This window comes from Eubacterium oxidoreducens (genome assembly GCF_900104415.1).
Classification (GTDB): Bacteria; Bacillota; Clostridia; order Lachnospirales; family Lachnospiraceae; genus Eubacterium_C; species Eubacterium_C oxidoreducens.
Genome location: NZ_FMXR01000007.1, coordinates 110,205 through 129,819, shown reverse-complemented (window position 1 = coordinate 129,819; position 19,615 = coordinate 110,205). Strand labels below are relative to the sequence as shown.

15 protein-coding genes are annotated in these 19,615 nt (G+C 41.2%); 2 read left to right on the top strand and 13 right to left on the bottom strand.

The window, feature by feature from the left end:
• Window position 1: 1 nt before the first annotated feature.
• The 12 genes from BLS20_RS04850 to BLS20_RS04795 form a co-directional block, all read right to left on the bottom strand.
• Complete coding sequence (locus tag BLS20_RS04850; protein WP_090172825.1) at window positions 2-1,507, bottom strand: DUF6937 domain-containing protein; 1,506 nt, start codon at window positions 1,505-1,507, stop codon at window positions 2-4.
• Window positions 1,486-2,091 (bottom strand): TetR/AcrR family transcriptional regulator, encoded by a 606-nt coding sequence (locus tag BLS20_RS04845; RefSeq protein ID WP_090172823.1) that lies wholly within the window; start codon window positions 2,089-2,091, stop codon window positions 1,486-1,488. The genes BLS20_RS04850 and BLS20_RS04845 overlap by 22 nt, the downstream gene beginning before the upstream one ends.
• A gap of 201 nt (window positions 2,092-2,292) precedes the next feature.
• Window positions 2,293-2,607 carry a hypothetical protein gene (locus tag BLS20_RS04840; protein ID WP_090172821.1) on the bottom strand — a complete coding sequence of 105 codons (315 nt, stop codon included), beginning with the start codon at window positions 2,605-2,607 and terminating at the stop codon, window positions 2,293-2,295.
• Between the two features lie 12 nt (window positions 2,608-2,619).
• On the bottom strand, window positions 2,620-3,435 hold the full coding sequence (locus BLS20_RS04835) for a 4Fe-4S dicluster domain-containing protein (RefSeq protein WP_090172819.1): 816 nt from the start codon (window positions 3,433-3,435) through the stop codon (window positions 2,620-2,622).
• Window positions 3,435-6,359, bottom strand: coding sequence for a molybdopterin-dependent oxidoreductase (locus BLS20_RS04830; protein ID WP_242870530.1), 2,925 nt, complete (start codon window positions 6,357-6,359; stop codon window positions 3,435-3,437). The genes BLS20_RS04835 and BLS20_RS04830 overlap by 1 nt, the downstream gene beginning before the upstream one ends.
• A 228-nt stretch (window positions 6,360-6,587) precedes the next feature.
• A complete protein-coding gene (locus tag BLS20_RS04825; protein ID WP_090172815.1) occupies window positions 6,588-7,091 on the bottom strand; it encodes a DUF5721 family protein in 504 nt (167 codons plus the stop codon).
• Window positions 7,092-7,247: 156 nt separating this feature from the next.
• Window positions 7,248-11,309 (bottom strand): S8 family serine peptidase, encoded by a 4,062-nt coding sequence (locus BLS20_RS04820; protein ID WP_090172812.1) that lies wholly within the window; start codon window positions 11,307-11,309, stop codon window positions 7,248-7,250.
• 109 nt (window positions 11,310-11,418) lie between these two features.
• Window positions 11,419-13,290 carry a heavy metal translocating P-type ATPase gene (locus BLS20_RS04815; protein WP_090172810.1) on the bottom strand — a complete coding sequence of 624 codons (1,872 nt, stop codon included), beginning with the start codon at window positions 13,288-13,290 and terminating at the stop codon, window positions 11,419-11,421.
• An 80-nt stretch (window positions 13,291-13,370) separates the two neighbouring features.
• Entirely contained in the window at window positions 13,371-13,586 is a 216-nt protein-coding gene (locus BLS20_RS04810; protein WP_090172808.1) for a cation transporter, read from the bottom strand.
• Window positions 13,587-13,600: 14 nt separating this feature from the next.
• A complete protein-coding gene (locus BLS20_RS04805) occupies window positions 13,601-13,957 on the bottom strand; it encodes an ArsR/SmtB family transcription factor (RefSeq protein WP_090172805.1) in 357 nt (118 codons plus the stop codon).
• 200 nt (window positions 13,958-14,157) lie between these two features.
• Window positions 14,158-15,891 (bottom strand): methyl-accepting chemotaxis protein, encoded by a 1,734-nt coding sequence (locus BLS20_RS04800; RefSeq protein WP_090172803.1) that lies wholly within the window; start codon window positions 15,889-15,891, stop codon window positions 14,158-14,160.
• 213 nt (window positions 15,892-16,104) lie between these two features.
• The gene (locus tag BLS20_RS04795) at window positions 16,105-16,452 is read right to left on the bottom strand and encodes an Hpt domain-containing protein (protein WP_090172801.1); all 348 of its coding nucleotides are present in this window, start codon (window positions 16,450-16,452) and stop codon (window positions 16,105-16,107) included.
• 119 nt (window positions 16,453-16,571) lie between these two features.
• Between BLS20_RS04795 and BLS20_RS04790 the strand changes: the two genes are divergently transcribed.
• Complete coding sequence (locus BLS20_RS04790) at window positions 16,572-17,009, top strand: hypothetical protein (protein WP_090172799.1); 438 nt, start codon at window positions 16,572-16,574, stop codon at window positions 17,007-17,009.
• Window positions 17,010-17,014: 5 nt separating this feature from the next.
• A complete protein-coding gene (locus BLS20_RS04785) occupies window positions 17,015-17,758 on the top strand; it encodes an acyl-[acyl-carrier-protein] thioesterase (protein WP_090172797.1) in 744 nt (247 codons plus the stop codon).
• A 94-nt stretch (window positions 17,759-17,852) separates the two neighbouring features.
• Here the strand turns inward: BLS20_RS04785 and BLS20_RS04780 are convergent, their stop codons facing one another.
• Window positions 17,853-19,613, bottom strand: coding sequence for a bifunctional homocysteine S-methyltransferase/methylenetetrahydrofolate reductase (locus tag BLS20_RS04780; protein ID WP_242870529.1), 1,761 nt, complete (start codon window positions 19,611-19,613; stop codon window positions 17,853-17,855).
• Between the last annotated feature and the right edge of the window lie 2 nt (window positions 19,614-19,615).

The window sequence follows — 19,615 nt, the reverse complement described above, 5'->3', positions numbered from 1 at the left end:
ACTAACCTTCCTCCTTCAAGCGCATTGCAAGTTCTACCGCCTTGTATGCACCGTTATATATTCCCTGCTCATTATTTTTCATGATATTGTGACACATATCCACCAGCAAATCATCCTCTTGCAAAAAAAGGTCAAGCATTTGCATCGTGTGCGGTATATCCCGGCATTCATAGGTTCCATCCCCGATTTCCACCGAGTGAATTGCACCCCACATTTCATGCTTTCCAACTCGCTTGATAAAAAGTTTTGGCACCGGGTAAAACGCCAGTTCCGAAGGCTTTGTCACTAGCACATCTGCACTTCGCATCAAAAGATTTGTTGCGTATACCGCTTCAAATATATTTTTATGCCAAAAACCATGAATTCCGGTAATCTCATTTTCCGGATTCCGTGCATCCGCCGCAAAATGCACTGTATCGTTCCAATCATCAAAATGTTCTTTTGAAACTTCTTTCATCTGCGGAATTTCTCTAAGCAAATCCTCCCAAACATTCTTGTAATCGCCGACATTTACATACAGCGTAACCTTCTTTTGTGTAATCATTGGAAGCAAATGTCGGATGATTGCGGCAAATATTTCTTTTTGCGCACCGGCTCCTCCAATCGTCAACAAAAACCGAATCGGCGCACCCTTTTCTTTACGTGCAATTCTCGCCTTGCAATCCTCCGTAATATTACTGACCAATTCATGATCGATATAATGACCGGTATAAACAAGTGCTTCCTTTGGCATTGGTTTTAATACCTCTTTTTTTGCCATCCCATTACAAATACGATATCCCATATAAGCATTCCGGCACTGGATGGTATGTACTGCGCCCTCCGCATAGTGAAGCGCCATCGGCCAATTGTCCGGAATCGCATTTACCACGTATTTCATATCTGCGTGAACAGCCGCCTGTGCCGGCCATACATGCGTTGCGATTACCGGAATCTCCTTTGGAATATTTTGATACACCGGAGCCATAAGCTCTGCATTCTTTTGATCGGATGCATTATAAGTCAAAGCCCGAAATCCTTCATAGTTCATCGGTTCCCAGACAAACTTGTTAAACAGTGGATTCTTCGACAATCTCGAGCCTAATGAATATAGATGATTCTGCGCTTCGATTACCTTTGTACACGTTGTTTGAGAATAACTGTTAAGATCCATCCAATACGGCGTATAGCCAAGCGCTTTTGCCGCCGATGCCATTGCCATAGAGATGCGATAATGACCAAATCCCATGCGGATATTTCCCACAATAATCCCGTTATCCAGGTCAAATGTCGATTTGAGATTGTTATCTGCCGGATTATAATGGACATTCTCCTGCACATCCCCAACCAGAACGTTCACAACATTTAACGAATCTCCGATGTAAGGATTCTTTTGAAGTACAACCGGATAATCCGCACCACTGTCGTCGCCGTACTTTTTGATGTATTTTTGTTTCGAACGCAACGCTTTTTTATATGCCGCATTACTTATTTCGTTTCCAAAAATCACCTTCGACCTTTCTTCCATCCGATTCCCCTCCTTTTCTCAATGATACCATCTACCATGATTGCAACGACTTCTTCTAACGCGTCAGCATACTCAATGTTATTGGAAATCAAAATATCTCTTTCTAGAAACTGCTCAATTGCCGCCTCATAAGTAGACTTAAAAATCACAAGATTGACCGGTCTTAATACGCCCTCTTCTATGCCCTGCTCGATGAGACGAAGCGTTGCCTCCCAGCCATTTTCAAGACGCTGCTCGATTTTTTGATAAATCACCGGATACTTTGTACGAAGCATTATCAGCTGTCTAAAATCCAGCTCTTTATATCCCTCCGGCAAAACTCCCAAAAGATTTCGAAGTTTTTCCACCGTATCCATATTATGATCATTTAACACTTGCTTTTCGCTTTCTTTGATTTTGTCAAATGCATAATCGACCATATCATAAAGGATTTCCTCTTTATCCCGGAAAATTGTATAGATTGTCTTCTTACTCATGGACAATTCTTTTGCGATATCATCCATGGTAAACTTCATTCCCTTTTTCTTAAATACCCTCGTTGTCGCCTCTAATACTTTCACCTTATTATCGCGGTTTCTATTCATTGCATTCTCCCTTTTTAGGAAACTCCATTTATACTTTTCGTTTCCTTAATGGTAACACGAACCCCCAGTAGCCGCAAGAAACCATTTACCCAAAATTAGTTTCCTCCTCTTGTGCACTTTAGATGAAAAAATGAAACAGCCCACCGGAAACTCCGGCGGGCTGTTGATCTTTTCGACATTTTCTCGTTACAGTCGATTTCATTACTTTTCATATACGTCTAAATACGTCTTGGTATCATCCTGATCTTTCTCTACAGTTCTGTATGCTGCAAAATCCCAGAATACTCTCCACTGATCTTTTTCCTTGTTCCAAGGAGATACTTCAACGCGATATCCTGCTGCTATGATTTCTTCCATAAGTTCCTTTGGAGTATCTTTTGGAGCATTTATCACGCATGGCATTACCTTACATTTTACTGCATCGTAGATGATACGAAGAATCTTTTCTTTAGATAATGTCAATGTTTCCGTATTCGTCTGAATTTCATTAGCAGGAACAACATTATAGTTACTCATGATTCGCACCTCCTAGATTTCAATCGGGCCTGCATCTAAGGACTCTGTAATGGTTACACTCTTAATCGGCTTTCCATTTACCTCGATTGCGTAAGTTCCCGGCTCAAGTTTGTCAAATTTAAATTCGCCAAAACAATCTGTCTTTTGATCAAAGACTACACCTTCACCATTCAAAACAACCTCTGCACCTTCCACACAGTCGTTATCCTTTAAGATACATCCTGTAATGAAGTTCTTTGTGAAACGATACAGATTCTTGTAAAATACATGTGGCTTAGAGCCAAGTTGTGGATGAAGTTCTTCTAACGCTTCCTCTTTTACAATCTTGTCCATCTCCTCCGGAGTCACAAACATATGTCTAAGTGACTCTGTTGGACAGGAATGTGCACAACGTGGCATGCATGGCTGCTGATCGCTGTCTAAGATATGTGCACACATAGTACATTTTTGTGCTACCTGTAATTCTTCGTTCCAGCTCATTGCATGATATGGACAGTGATTTACCAAATCCTTATTTCCACGTGCCTTTTCCGGGTCAATCAATACGATACCATCTTCGCGACGATACACCTGATCCGGATACGCCTTCATACATTCTGCGTTTTCGCAATGCTGACATGGTTTTACAAGATAGCAGGCATCGATACGTGGAGCCTGACCACGAACCTTTTGTGTTGTTTCAATCCAGTTCGCATGATGACGCGGCATGGATTCTGTATAAGGTTTCCAGTCGTTACCTACATGTTCATCCATGCAGGCCATACGACAGTTATTACAGTTAAAACATAAATCTAAATCTATTACTAAATAATGCTGTTTGTTGCTCATTATTTTTGGCCTCCTTTCCACTGTGATCCGGAGAATTTCCAAGCTTTTTCTGTCCAAACCATTTCATCACAGTTTGGATCTGTATAGAACTGACCTTCCTTAATTGTTGCACCTACAGGTACATTGGCAGGATTATTCCAGTTTGCTTTTTCTTCAGCTCCACCGTGGTTCTTATCAAGTGGTTTTTCCTTGTAATCCTTAAGCTCTGCACGATCCCATTTTTCAATTTCAACAAGACAGTGCTCCGTAGCCATACCGGTTGCATATTTTGATAAGAATCTTGAAGGTGTTAAGATGTTGATACATCCACCACGATCTACAGAATGTCCCGGCTCACCAAGTGGCTTATACTCTGCAGAAGATTCGTAGCAGTGGCATGTTCCTTCCGGTACACGTTCTGTTACCTGCGCTGCAAAGATAACGGCACCTCTATCGTTGTAAGCCTTTACAAGGTCATTATTCTTAATGCCTCTTGCCTTGGCATCCTTCGGATTAATTCTCATAATCCAATACCAGAATCCATCTACAAATACGCGGTGGTCTTCGATATCCTGAACAAAGGAATCCTTTCCATCACCCTGTGTATGGAAACTAAAACGTGGATGCGGTGAAAGTACTGCAAGCGGATATTTCTTAATACGCTCTGTATGATGTCCCTCCCAAGATGGAATATACATCGGCATAAGCGGTCTTTCTGTATCATCTGTGTCATAGTGACCAAATCTCTTTAACGAATTAGAAACGAATTCAATCTTACCGGACTGTGTCTGCAGACCTTGCTGATCTACCAAATCGCCCGGACGGAATCTTGAAATCCATCCTCTTGTATCTTGTTCTCTTCCTTCTGCGAACCAACGGAATGCAGGTGCTGACGGTGCCTTACCATCAAGCGGTACGATAAAGTAACCTTTCTCGAAGAATTTTTCCCAAGAAACTACCTTTGGAAGATCTGATGCATAGAACATCTGCTTTACCCAACCAAGTTCTGTCTTTCCTTCTGAGAATACATCTCCAACATGAAGTCGTTCACAGATTGCATGGAAGATTTCGTAATCAGACATAGACTCTCCAAGTGGCTCAATACATTTCTTCTGAAGTGTAATCACGCGGTAGTTTGCCTGGTTATGTGAATCCGGGTTGTATCCAGAGTTCGATGCCCATTCACCGATATCCCATCTTTCAAAGTTCGTACATGCAGGAAGAATAATATCTGCAAATGGAACTTCTCCTTCAAACCAGATTGACTGGCTGACTACAAATGGAAGTTTCTTAGTACGATACATTCTTGCATAACGGTCACCTTGTCCCATAGTTCCGATATGTGAACCACCATACTTATAAAGCATCTGAACACGGCTAAATCCATTTGCCGGATAATGATATTCATGGAACTGCTGCTCTTGTGAATCTCCAACGAATCCACGACCATACCACTCTACGCGATCATCTAAGATGGTCTCCGGCAGACGCATACGGTCTACGTGAACGGCAGCCGCTGTTGAAAGGTTCGAAGTCATCGGTCTTGAATCTACGCCGTTGAACATTCTATATGCAAGAACTGCTCCTGCAGCAGAGTTTTGTGCATCACCACAGATACCACCATCTGCATATCCAGGGAAATAGAAGTCAGAATCTACCGGCACACCCTGTGTTGTAGAGTAGATATTAATACCCGGCTTACCAAGACCCTGCATGGTAATTAATGCAATCATCATTCTTGACCAGTCCATACCGATTGGTGAACGGCAGCATCCGCCCCATCCGCCAAGTCCGCCGGCAGCAAGCATCGTCTTATGTTTTGCCCACTCTCTTGCAAGTGCACGGATATCATATGCCGGAATCTTACATTCTTTTGCAGCCCAATCCGCTGACTTTTCAATTCCATCTGACTTACCTAACACATAATCTGTCCATTCTTCAAATCCTTCAGCATGTGTCTTTACATATTCTTTATCATAAGTTCCTTCTACCAGCCATGTATGAGCGATACCAAGTGCTAATGCCGCATCTGTACCAAGCTGTGGTGAGAACCATTTTCCTCCATATAACTGATTGGTATGGTTATAATATGGATCGATAAATATCATCTTAACGCCGAGTTCTTTCAGCCAGCGACGACGAATTGTACTTTCAAAAGCTCCGTAAATACCATTATTGGTCTCTGGGTCTGATGACCAAAATACCATCATTTCACAATTCTGCAAGCAGTCTTCCAACAAATCTGTCTGCTCCGGATTACCAAGACGAGCTGTAAATCCGTACATATGTGTTGCACCCCAGTGCCAACCTTCCCACGAATCCGGGTTATGATCCGCATAGGTCATACCTGTGGCATTCATAAATCTAAATAATGTTGAGTGACGGTATCCTACCGTTCCCCATAAATGATGAGAGGATGGCTCAATCACCATTGCACCAGGACCATAATCTCTCTTGATTCTTCTAATTTCATTACAGACAATGTCAAGAGCTTCATCCCAGCTGATTCTCTCATATCCGGAAATACCTCTGTTTTCTTCATGTCTGTCACCATTTGGATCGAAGTCCACTCTCTTCATTGGGTACAAGTTACGACGATCCGAATAAATCATTGATTTAAACTGCTGTGTAACTGGTGTAACCGTTGTTTTTCTTGGTGGTGTGAATTCATGACCTCTGGCCTCAATCTTCCAACCAGGAGCATCATCATCATCCAGATCCATCGGTGTAACTCTGACGATTTTATCCTCTTCTTCGTCTACATATACGAAAACAGGACCACCGGTCGTCATCATCGTTTTTCTTACAAGTTCTGACATATCCTCTTCTCCTTTTGTTATTGTTGATTTTGACACATTAACAAAATGCGCCAATCTTACTTTTTTGACATTTTCATTATAACAAGGATATTCTCTTCTTGTTTTCTTGTTTATTTTTACTATCATTCAAATTCGGAATAACCGTATTTTAATGGTATACCATGCCATTTTTTGTGCATTTCGCATAAAAAGGCGCGAACTTACGTTAGCGCCCTGTTACCCTCTGTATTGCGACTTTATATGTCTTTTTTTGGTGAAATACGATTGAAATAAAATGATTTTTTAAAAGATATATACATAGAAATGTGTTCTTGTTCTAGGATAAGTACAATTTTTCAGTTTCCAATCCCATGCCTACAACGCTTCATATTCCAGCCCGCTTTGCTTCAAAAAAACTTCCGTCATATGATCCCAAGCTCGATCCACCTGATGATCCATCGTAAATGTCAGATGCGACACGCCCGGTGTACAAGTCAAAAGCTGATTCTGCATCCGAAAATTCATATATAATCCGGCATAATCTGCCGGCGATAATTTTTCATCAATGGCGCGAATCGTCCGAATCAAATTCTCCGTCGAAAGTTTCATGGTCAACTGATAAGAGTGAATAAGTTTTGGATCTGCAAAGTAAGCCGCAAATGATTTCTTCAGATAAGAAAATGGCAGACAGTCACATCCTTCAAACATCGCGCGCTTCTCATCATCGCCTTTTAACAGACTTTCATTGATATGTCCGTCAATCGAGAACGTCGCCAACGAAAAGATTGTAGCTTCTTCCAGCAAAAAATTGTCAAATGTATTATTCTTAAGCAGCGCATCCAAAAATTGCTGTTCATTTGTAAGCTGTAATGCAACCATCTGTAAGATCCTCCCTCAATAATTTTGCCAAAATCATTGTATCATTTCCTCCATAAGAATGGAATTGTCTATATTCCTTTTCACTATTTTTGTAAAATGTAAGAGACCGCAAGATCACTTGCGGCCTCTTCTACCTTTTTCATTACCTAGACAGGTCTATTTGATTTTCACCTTAATTGTCTTTTTGTACTTAGAATTTTCTTTTGAAATTGCGGTTACCTTAACGGTCTTACCCTTGCCCTTTTTCTTGGCTGTGAATTTGCCCTTCGCGGTAATCTTCGCATATTTCTTATTGCTTACTTTCCACTTAACATTCTTGTTCGTTCCGTTTGTGGTTGCCTTGAACGTAAAACTCTTACCTGCTTTAATCTTCGTTTTCTTCTTTGTAAACTTCACCTTACTTACATATTTGCCAAAAGTAACCTTAATGATGTGCTTTGTTTTTGAAGCGGTGAAAGAATAAGAATAAGATTTTACCTTTGTTTTAGCTGTTCCGGTCTTCACGGTCTTACCATCTATCACAACTTTTTGGATAAATGAGTCGCTATCTGCCTTGATGGTTCCACTGATTTTTTCACCCTTCACATAAAGGTTATCTCCGCTAACACTTCCGCCTCCAAGACCGGCATAATTTATTTCAATATTAGAAAATGCACTTGTCGAAAGACTGAAGCTGCGCAGACGAATAGCCTCGCTGCCTCCATCTTCTCCGGTATCCGCATATCCAACATATACTTTATCTCCAATGGTCATGCCGACAACCGAATCATAAATCACACCACTATGAATTGTTGCATAAGCACTCGAAACAGTTTTGTTGCTTGTATTGATATAAAGCATATCGCCATATCCGTCAAACGAAATACCGCTTATCACCAGTCCATTTCCATAGACTCCTAAAGTTCCCTGCAAATAATCCGCATATGCGCCATTCATCGCATGTGTTTTAATCACCGGATCACGAATTACATCCGGGAGCGTCACATAAGTTGAGCAAGTCTTTTTCGAAATGTCATAACAATATACATCCTGTGAAATCAGGGCATTTTCCTGTCCTAATGCATAATATATCTTACCATCATAGGCTTGCACCTTTCCTCCATAGGTTGTCTGCGGCAACGTAGCTACCATCATATTGCTGGTTGTCCAAGAAGAAGCCTTCGAAATCTGACCGGCATAAATCGTATCAAGTGCCTGCGAATTATCGCCAAGTCCGTCATCTACACTGCTCAAACCACCAAGCATATACAAATAACCATTGTAAACCGTCATACTTGTACTAGACAACTGTGCAAATGGAATATCTGCCGTTTTCTTTCCATAACTGTCGTAATAAACGTTCCATTCAGCCGTATCCGTATCATAACCGGCCAGGAGATAATGTTCCGTTCCACTCGTAGAGATTTTCAAGATTTCATAAATAATATTTTGGTCATAAGCAACCCCTAAAACATCCTTAATTGCAAGTTTTTGTGACTGCTTATCTGTTAGATTCCATTTTGATGCACAATCATAAGAAGAAAGAAGTTCTGCCGGATCGGCTTCCATATAATATCCGCCACCTGCAGTATCATCCTCAGAATAGTCATCTAAGTAATCATCTCCGTATGCCGTTTCATTATTATAACTATTATATTGATAAATGATACCGTTTGCGTCATAAAACCGCAAAACATCGCTACCGTTTAACATACCCGGTGCACTTTCCACTTCATCGCCCCAATCATCTGTCATTGTAAGAAGCGGTATGGTTCCTTCATCGGTAAATTCTGTCATACCATCTACAAGATAATCTGCATACTTAGCCGTCTTTGAGGCGCTGGTTGTTATCGTAAATTGCACATTCTTACCAATCAAACTTGCATCACTTATTACAATCTCGCTGTCACTCCAACTAATCTTGGACGCATCAACGGTTACGTTCTCATCCGTTGAATCATCATAATCCTCTGCATTCATATCATAATAAGCAAGTGTGCCGGCCGTATCTCCAAAATTCTCACCGCTTAGCGTAACTGTCTTTTTGGAGCCATCTACCGTTGCTTTCGTAATCACGGTCTGCTGCTTGGTTGTATCTGTATAATCAGAAAAATCAATCACTCCGGCTGTCGAAACCTTAATTTCATTATTCGTATTAACATTTCCTCTTACCATTGCACACAGCTCTTGTGCGCTTGCAGAAGGATTCAATGCTGCAAGCATGGCCACAGAACCTGTCACAACCGGAGTCGCCATAGAAGTTCCGGAATAAAGATCATATTTGCCAAACTCGTCTTCTAGCGATGTATCATTCGTTTCATCATAAAGCTGTTTCGTAACCGCTACATCCTCAAGTAAAACAGTAATATCTTCTGTGCCATTTGCTGTTACCAAAATTCCAAGTCCCGCACTATAACCATCTCCGGCTGCTTCCACTTCATTTTGGGTATACAATCTATACATACTGTCCCAAGTACCAATATTAAAATTCATCCAAATATCATTTATAGCAGAGTATGAAAATGTAATATCTCGAATTTCTAAATCTTCATCCTCTAAATAGGATAATTCTCCGGTCTCCTTGAAAATGAAATCTCCGCATTCCAAACCAACTTCATCCTCACCATTTGTAATAACCCGATACAACATATTGGCTGCTTCATCCCCGGTAAGTCCGCTATGATCGAATGGGAATACCAGCAGATATTTTCCGCCTTTTGTCGGATTGCTAATGGTCCACTCCAAATTAGAATCAGCACCGCTAAGAGTTCCTTGCGCCGTTGTCTTTGATAAAGTCATTATTGCAGTATTGTCCGTCGTCTTTAAAACACCCGTTCCAAATGCTGATATATTATCACTGACACGGTCAAGGGTTACTGTACTGTTCACTGTATCAACCGTTGCATTGTCTGTCACTTCACCATAGATTTGTGTGACTTCTTCTAACTGAGCATCATCATAAATATATGGAAGCAAGCTATTATAACTTACCGATGAAACAATATTGGTTCCCGGTGCTGCAATATCTACATTTTTTTCGCCATAATTGGAATAGCTTGCAAGATTTCCTTCTTCATTTGTAGCCGCAACCGTTAATGCACAATCCGAGTCAACACTTGCAGGGCTTGATGCGAAGTAATCAATATTTTGCGTGTCATTGCCGGCTGCAAGACAGCTAACCACGCCATAGGTAGCACCCAACTCTTTGATTACCTGGCTCTCCACTTCACTTCGATACGATCCACCCAGTGAGCAGTTTACCGCTTTTACGTTAATGCCATTTTCACATGCCTGCATGATATAATACCATCCTGCCAAAATGTCACTACCATATCCGGAACCGGCTTCATCTAATACTTTCACGCCCATAATCTTAACTTCCGATGCTTTACTGGCAACACCGGCAATTCCGGCATCATTCGCCTCTGCTGCAATGATACCTGCACAGTGTGAACCATGTCCGTTATCATCCATCGGATAAGCATCATCGCTTACAAAGTCAAATCCATGCTCTCCTGCCAAGGCCGATGGTGCAAGTGTATTGGTCCACATTACATCTTTCAAATCTTCATGTGAATAATCTACACCGGTATCTAATACTGCAACGACTACCTCTTCGCCATCGCTTTCTGTGTAATTATTCCATAGCTGCTTTATATTCGTATCATCCAGATGATATTCCGTGTCCTTATATTCATCACTTATTGACTCGGTTGCCTTGGTTGTGGACTCTGCCTTCACGATATAGTTTGGCTCCGCAATCTCTACCGAGCTGTTTTTTGATAACTTCTCGACCAATTGCTCTGTCGTATACTCATCGGAAGAGATCACACTCGTTACCAAATCATCTGTCTTTTCATTGTCATCATCAAATACAATGGTGTCTTCTACAACATATGATTCCCCCAATGATTTTTTCAGAATTTTCTTCTGATCGGACAAAGTGTTATTCAGTTCTTTTTTGATTTCCTTTCGTACTTTCGAGGAGCTCGTTATCGACCGCATTGTAGAGCCAAATTCGTCTGACACCTCAGGCGTGGCGCTTCCGGATGCTTCTGTCGTAACCTTTCCATCCTTATAAAGAACAATAACTTGTCCCTCGACATACTCAGCTCCTTCCTCAATAATTGAGTCATCCGACTGCTGAGCATTGTCCGTCTCTGTTGCAAATGCCGACATCGGAAGCAGACTTACCGCCATAAGCCCCGACATCATCGTGGTTAGAATTCTTTTTTTCATAAAAATATCCCTCCGTTTACTTATTTCATAACCATAATACTATGATAACACGTAGTGAAACGAAGGGATATTAATTATGTTTTAATATTTTATTTCAAAATTATCTCATTTATTTGGTGCGAAGTGCGCGTAGCGAATTTAGTATTGCAATCACTGCTACGCCTACATCTGCAAAGACGGCTTCCCACATATTGGCATATCCTAATGCACCCAAAACAAGAACCAAAATCTTTACTCCAATTGCAAATATTACATTTTGTCTTACAATCCTTTGCGTTTTCTTCGCAATTCTTACAATCGCCGCAATTTTTTGTATCTCATCATCCATCAATACGATATCAGCCGCTTCTATTGCCGCATCTGAGCCAAGACTTCCCATGGCAATTCCTATATCCGCTCTCATAAGAACCGGTGCGTCATTGATTCCATCGCCGACAAATCCCAGCTTTTCATTAGCAGGCTGCTTCTTTAGAAGTTCCTCGACCCGCTCTACTTTATCTGCCGGAAGAAGCTGTGCATATACCTCATCTATTCCCAGCTGCCTTTGTACCTCCCCGGCAACCTCACTTCGATCTCCTGTCAGCATCACGGTCTTTTTGATTCCAACCTGTTTCATCTGATTGATGGCGTCTTTGGCGCCTTCTTTGAGCACATCGGAAATCACAATACTTCCAACATATCTTCCATCGTGTGCTACATAAACCACGGTTCCGATCGTATCATTTTTCTCGTAAACAATGTTATGTGCATCCATCAGACGGTTATTACCAAGGCATAATTTCTTTCCCTCATAGAGAACCACGATTCCATGACCGGCAACCTCGCTCTCTTCACAAACTCGTGTCATATCCAGCGTCCCATCATAAGCTTCACATACCGACTGTGCAATGGGATGTGTAGAATTTCCTTCTCCATGAGCTGCCATTTCCAGCAGTTCTTCATTGGTATATCCCGGTGCCGGACACAGCTTCGTTACTTTAAATTGTCCTTTGGTCAGTGTTCCTGTCTTATCAAATACCAGCGTTTTTAAATTGGCTGCCACTTCTAAGTAATTGCTTCCTTTTACCAGCACTCCAATCCTTGAAGCTGCACCAATTCCACCAAAGAATCCCAGTGGCACGGAGATTACAAGTGCGCATGGACAAGATACTATCAAGAAGATACATGCTCTTTGAATCCATTCAACCAATCCACCGTGCAGTATAATCGGCGGAAGAAATGCAAGGATCACTGCACCGATTGTTACGACCGGTGTATAATAACGGGCAAATCTCGTAATAAAATTCTCCATTCTTGATTTTTTATTGCTGGCATTTTCTACCAAATCAAGAATCCTTGCCACCGTAGAATCCTCATATTCTTTTGTCACCCGAACCTTTAAAACGCCTTGTGCATTAACGCAGCCGCTGATTATTGCATCCCCAACCGTCACTTTTTGCGGAACCGACTCTCCGGTTAGCGCTGCAGTATCAAGAAAAGAAGTTCCTTGTATGACAACACCATCAAGAGGCACTTTCTCTCCGGCACGCACCAATATTTCATCTCCAACATGCACATCATCCGGGTCAACTTCTTGCACCGAACCATCTTCTCGCAAAAGATTCGCATATTCCGGTGCTATACTCATCATTTCTGCAATCGAGGCTCTCGACCTTCCCACTGCATAGCTTTGGAACAACTCGCCAATCTGGTAGAAAAGCATAACTGCCACACCTTCCGAAAATTCTCCGGTACCAAATGCTGCAAATGTTGCCACCATCATCAAAAAATATTCATTAAACACCTGTCCATGAGCAATGCTTTTACAAGACCGGATCACAACATCATAACCGACGATTACATATGGAATTGCAAATAGCACGCCGGCTACGATAATCGGCAGTTTCTCGAGCATCCCACATTTATCGAGCACGAACAAAACCGTATAGATGATTCCCGCAATTATAATTGCTCGTAGCATCTTCTTTTGCTTCTTAGTCATTATTTCTCCTCAATCTCAGGGGCAAAAGTGATTTTCTTAGTCTTTTTGCTTTTTCCTCATCCATCGTACAAAGCATTGGCTTATTTCACAATTTCAAAGTCGCTTTCGATCTTTTGCCCTACTTTCTCAGCCTCATTTAATATTTCATCAAAGCGTTCATCCTCTGCATCCAAAATAAATTTCTGCGTCAGGAAATTAACGGAAGCATCATTGACACCATCAATTTTCTTAATTGCTGTTTCAACCTTAGCTGCACAGTCCGCGCAATCAATTTCACACTTAAATTTCTTCTTCATTCCTTTGTTCTCCTTTACTCATTAATATGTTCCATACCCAAATCCAAAATCATCTCCACATGTGCATCTGCGAGGGAATAATAAACAACCTGTCCTTCTCTCCTGTTTTGCACAAGATTAGACAATCTAAGTGACTTAAGCTGATGCGAGATTGCTGACTTAGTAACACCCAAAAGTGCTGCCAAATCACATACACACATCTCATGCTGTCTAAGAGCATGCAAGATCTTCACCCTGGTCGGATCTCCAAACATCTTGTACAACGTAGCCAGCGCCTGATAATTCTTCTCACTGTCCATATTAAGTTTTACTTCGTTTACAACACCTTCGTGAATCACTTCACAGCAGCACTCAAACATCTTGTCTTGCATGATTTCATCTCCATCGTTTAATAGTTGAATATATGTTCAACTATTATTATCCACGTTTTTCCCGGATTGTCAACAGGTTTATTATTGCTATTTTAAATTCCCTTTGCTCGCGCGAGTCTTGACTAGGAAATGCAGAGCAATTTCCTATTAAATAAAAAAAGCAGCCCTTGCTGTTATGCAAGGACTGCCAAAGCAAACTCTTATAAGTTCTTAAATTTGCCAACTTCATCATTAAGCTGTGATGAAATTTCCTGATTTGTGTTACTTTCATCTTTAATATTTTCCATAGCCTGAACCAGTTCAACGGTACTTTGTGCTACCAAGGTTACACCCTGTGCATTTTCACCGATTGCTACGGATACATCATTAAGACCAATGTTCATGCTTTCCATTGTCTCAGTAATCGTCTGCGTATTTCTCTCAAACTCTTCCATGATTTCGTTAACGCTTTCTGCGTCATCACGATACTGATCTACGACTTCGACGAACTTGTCATAATCTTCCATAACCTTTTCATCGATAAAGCTAAGCATCTCTTCTGCCTTATCAGCAAGTCTTTGTACAGCACCGGTAACCATATTCGAGATATCCTGAATATTGTTTGCTGTCTCTGCTGAATTAGCTGCCAGTTTCGAAATTTCATCCGCAACTACTGCGAATCCCTTACCGGCTTCTCCTGCTCGAGCTGCCTCGATAGATGCATTCAACGCAAGAAGATTCGTCTGTGAAGCAATATTTAAGATTTCGCCTGTCAATTCATTAATCTGTTCTACGCTACGGCTTTCTTCTACAGCGCCTGTAAGCGTATCGCGCATCTCATTCATAGACTCTGAAGTGCCTTCTTTGCCTTCAATTGTCTCAGCACGCATAGATGCTGCACGTCCCTTGATTTCATTTACAAGACCTACGCCGTTAGATACGTTCTCACTCATATTATTAACATCTGCAAGTACATTGTCGCTGCCTTCTGCAATCTGTCCAAGTGTTGCAGAGATTTCTTCGATACTTGCTGACATCTCTTCCATTGTTGCAGATACATTGCTGGCATTTTCATTGGACTCTCCAACTTCATTTGCTACAGATTCTGCTGCTGCACTCAAATTCTCTGCATCTTCTTTAAGTGTTAACATAATTCCTTGAAGCTGTTCAATAAATCCATTGATGCCGTTAGACATCTGTCCGATTTCATCCTGGTATTTAACAGGAAGTCTTTCTGTTAAGTCACCTTCGTTATTTTGAAGTTTTTGTACGATATCTTCAATCATTCTTCCGGATTCTTTAGCCGGTTTTGCCACTCTCTTTTGTACAATTACAATGGCAATGATAAAGATTATTATGTAAATCACAAGCAAAATCAAATCCAATTTTATAGATTTTGAAATCTGACCTGCACTTGCTTTTTCAAGCTGAGCCTGCTTTTCCACTAACAACTCATTATATGCTGTCTCCGCATCCTGTGCTGCAGTCTTAGCTTCTTTAATGCCGTTTACCTGTGTCATAACATCATCAAATTTTTCTTCATTTGCAAGATCCAAAATTCCCTGGCAATAGTCGGAGAAGGATTGTACGCCTTCCATCCAGGTAATCATAACTTCTGAAACATCGGATTCGGTTTTCGCGAGTGCATTCGCTGTCTCAGAAAGCGTTGCAGCGTCTGCATTCATTGTTTCGATTGCTGCGCCTAGTTTTTCTCTCATGGTGTCAATTTCTTCCGTTCCTTGCTTGAAATAGCAAAGATTAGCATAAAGCTGCGCTTGCTGGAACGCTGTTGACAAATCACCCTTTACCTGCTCTGTGGAAAGATAACCTGACATTTTCTCATTATCTTTCTGAATTTCTTTCAATGAGTAGATGTTAATTGCAATTACTGCAGCCATGATAATACCCATTATAATGAGCCATGTAAAGACTTTTGCTCCTATACTTTTCTTCATTGATCTTCCCTCTTTCTCCTTCCGCAATTTAGAAATTTCCTAGCCTAGACTTTATTATAAGTAATAGGCTATACATATTCAAGTTAAAATCGTCCTTTTTTCCTATTTTGTCTAAATTCACAGTGATTTCGCATTATTATTTGTACATTTACGTGTTTTTTTCGCGAATATTTGTGTATTTTACCTTTTGTTGTATACTCGGTATACATGTTTTTACAATTGTGTGACGTTTTCTTTCAGTCTTAGATACTGCTTTTTTACAGCGTCAACAAGCGGTGTGATATCCTCTTTGGGTTCACCTCCCCGAACGTTTTCACACAATTGTGAGACAACTTCACAAAGTTCTTTCAATCCTAGATTTGCGCACACTCCTTTCAGTGTATGTGAAGCGGCAAAAACACTTTTGTAATCTGCTAGCTGCACCGCATTAAGCAATTGCCCGTATTCTTCTCCTTCCACCAGCTTTTTTAAAAATTTTTCTACAAGATCTTCCTTGGGCAACCGGCTCATTACATCATCATAATCCCCACCAATTGCTTCATAACAGTCTTTAAGGTTCATAACATCACACCTTTCGAGTTTGGTACTTTTTTCTCATTTTACCACCTTATAGTTATAACAACAATACAAAAATAAAATCTATGTTATAATATTTTTATAAACAATCGGAGGTCACTATAATGGGGTTATTTCATAATCGCAACAAATTGAAAAACTACAACATTCCAGGTATGAATCCGGAAGATTTACTTCGCACTTTAGATAAATTCAAACAGCAATTCTCATCCGGTCCGGTTCTAGAAGACATCTATAAACAATCAGAAAAGGGACTTCTAGCGCTAAAGCCTAAGAATCTTCAAAATGCCAAGCACAATGGCTGGGAAGCCAGATCATTATCTGCCATGGCTGTCAAGCAAAGCATTTTCCGCAAGGTGACGAACAACAATCGTTCTAAGACGAATTTCGTATCCGACGAGAACGAAACAATCTTCGCACTTTTTATGCATGTACAAGACATTGTCTTTAAAACCGGTACACTTTCTAAGGAAGTTCGTGAGGGGGAAACCACTAAATTGAAAGGACTGCTAGGTCTTAACGAAGACTCTTTCGCAGAATAACCGACATGTTTAACGAAGATAAAAGCTATAGTTTCGAGGCTCGGATTCGATATAGTGAATCCGACGAAAACAACAAATTGACAATACAAGGATTAATGGACTATTTCCAGGACTGTTCCATCTTCCACGCCGAGGACGCCGGATATGGTGTTAACTTTACCCGCGAGCATCACCTTGTCTGGATGGTTAATTTCTGGCAAATCCTGATTCATGATATGCCTGAAGGCGGCGATGTTGTCACGGTTGGTACGATTGCACACAGCATCAAAGGGTTTTGGGGACATCGCAATTTCTATCTTGATGATGCCAATGGCAACCGTCTTGCCTACGGTAATTCGGTCTGGTCCCATATTAACACCAATTCTATGACTCCTGTCAGAGCATCTGAGGAGATGAAGGATGCTTATGGCATTGGCGAAAAGCTTGAAATGGACTACGCTCCACGCAAAATCAAGATTCCAACTGATCTTACCGGTGAAAAGCTTAAACCCATCACCGTTACATCTGATATGCTTGATACCAATCATCATGTTAACAATGGACAATATATCAAAATTGCATTTTCTTATCTGCCATCTAATCTTAAACTGCGCGAACTGCGTGTAGAGTATAAAAAGCAGGCCATGTTAGATGATTTAATTTGTCCTGTTCGGTATAATTTGGATGATGGCGCTATCATGATTGCGCTCAATAGCGCTGATGGAGATTGCTATTGTGCCGTTGTGATTATGCCAAAACAAATGAACTGATGTGTCTTGCACACTTTTCGAAGTGAAAAAAGAGATTATGTAAGCAGTTTTGCTCACATAATCTCCTTTTTTCTCTAGTTTATCTGTTGTGTTGTCATACTTCCTCTTGTTCTGCAAATGCCTTAAGAATCTCTGCAATCAATCTTGTTCTGCCAAACGGCGTCATCAGATAATAACCATCTACATAAGGGCTGATTTTCTTCATAATGTCAACCGAAATCTCAATTGCAAGCTGTTCGCTTTGCGCACGATCCTTCCCTTCATAACGCTCGATAATCTCCGGTGCAACCTTGATTCCACTAATTTCACTATTCATAAATCTTGCATTTCTTGCACTGACTACCGGAATCACGCCTCCTAGAATATAGGCACCAAGTTCTTGCTTGGCTCGCTTTATATTATCCAGAGCTTCCTTCGTAAGAACAGGCTGCGTCAAAAAGCCAATGATACCTCGCTCCATCTTCTCTTTCGCAAGGCGGATCTGCACATCAAAATTCACTGCATTCACATTAAGCGCACCAAACATATGAAACTCATCCGGCAATACATTTTTGCCAAGAGAACCAACAAATCCTGCCAGTTTTCTCGAATTAAACTGGTACACACTCTTGACCTCATCACGCTCCGCCGTCGGAATCGGATCTCCTGTAATCAAAAGTACATTGCGGATTCCTTCTGCATAAGAACCAAGAAGCAACGCTTTGGTTGCATTCAAATTACGATCCCGACAGGTCATATGCGGCATCGCATCCAGATTCATTTCTCTTTTGATCTTGCAAGCAAGAAGCGTCGAATCCATACGCGCTCTGGCGATTGGACAATCTGCAATCGTAATGATATCTGCTCCGGCGCCCTTCAATTCCCAGGCACCGCTCATAAACTTATCGAGGTTCGTGTTGGCCGGCGAATCAAGTTCTACGGCTACTACCTTCTTACCACTTTTTAATCGATTCCAAAACGGACTTTCCAGACGCGCACTAAGACTTTCCTCTTCCTTGTGGTTTGCCGGTTTGCTGACAATCTGCGGTATGCCATCCAGTGCTTTTTTTGTAAACTCTATATGTGCCGGCGTCGTACCACAGCACCCGCCAAGGATTTTCACTCCCAAGGCTGCCATCTTAGCCAACTGCTCTGCAAAATATTTTGGATCTCCATCATAAAAAGTCCTGTTGTTAATAACAATTGGATATCCGGCATTTGGCATGGCAGCAAATGTGACACCTTCCAGATTCAAATCCTGAATCAGCGAAAGCATATGACGCGCGCCACAGACACAATTTAATCCAAACACATCCACATCCTTGCACGCCTTTATCTCCTCTAATAAGTCCGATACCATCGCACCGTCTCTGGTATATCCATCCGGAAGGACTGCAAAACTGGTAATAATATACGCGTCCGGACAGCGCTGCTTAATATAGGCCGCCGCCTCTTTCAAACCTTCGGTATTTGCATTTGTCTCAAACAAAAACTTCTTGGCACCAAGCTCTAAAAAAATCTGCGCCACAAAGCAATATTCCTTTGCAACATCTGATTTCTCCGAAAGATTTGAAATCGGACCGATATCTGCAAATATTTCAGCTTCATAATCCTTTACCGCAGCGCAGGCATTCTCCCATGCAGCAGCTATGATTTCCTTCACCTTTTCCTCATCACCGGCCATAGCAATACGATTTACTGCAAACGTATTCGTCTTAATCGCGTTACAACCAGCCTCCAGATACTCCGTATGAATCTCACGAATCAACTTTGGATTGCTAAGATTCGCATATTCCGAACCAAGTCCCATCTTGTGATTCTTTTGCGCAAAATAGGTACCTGTTCCACCATCAAATAATAAATTAACCCTATTCATAA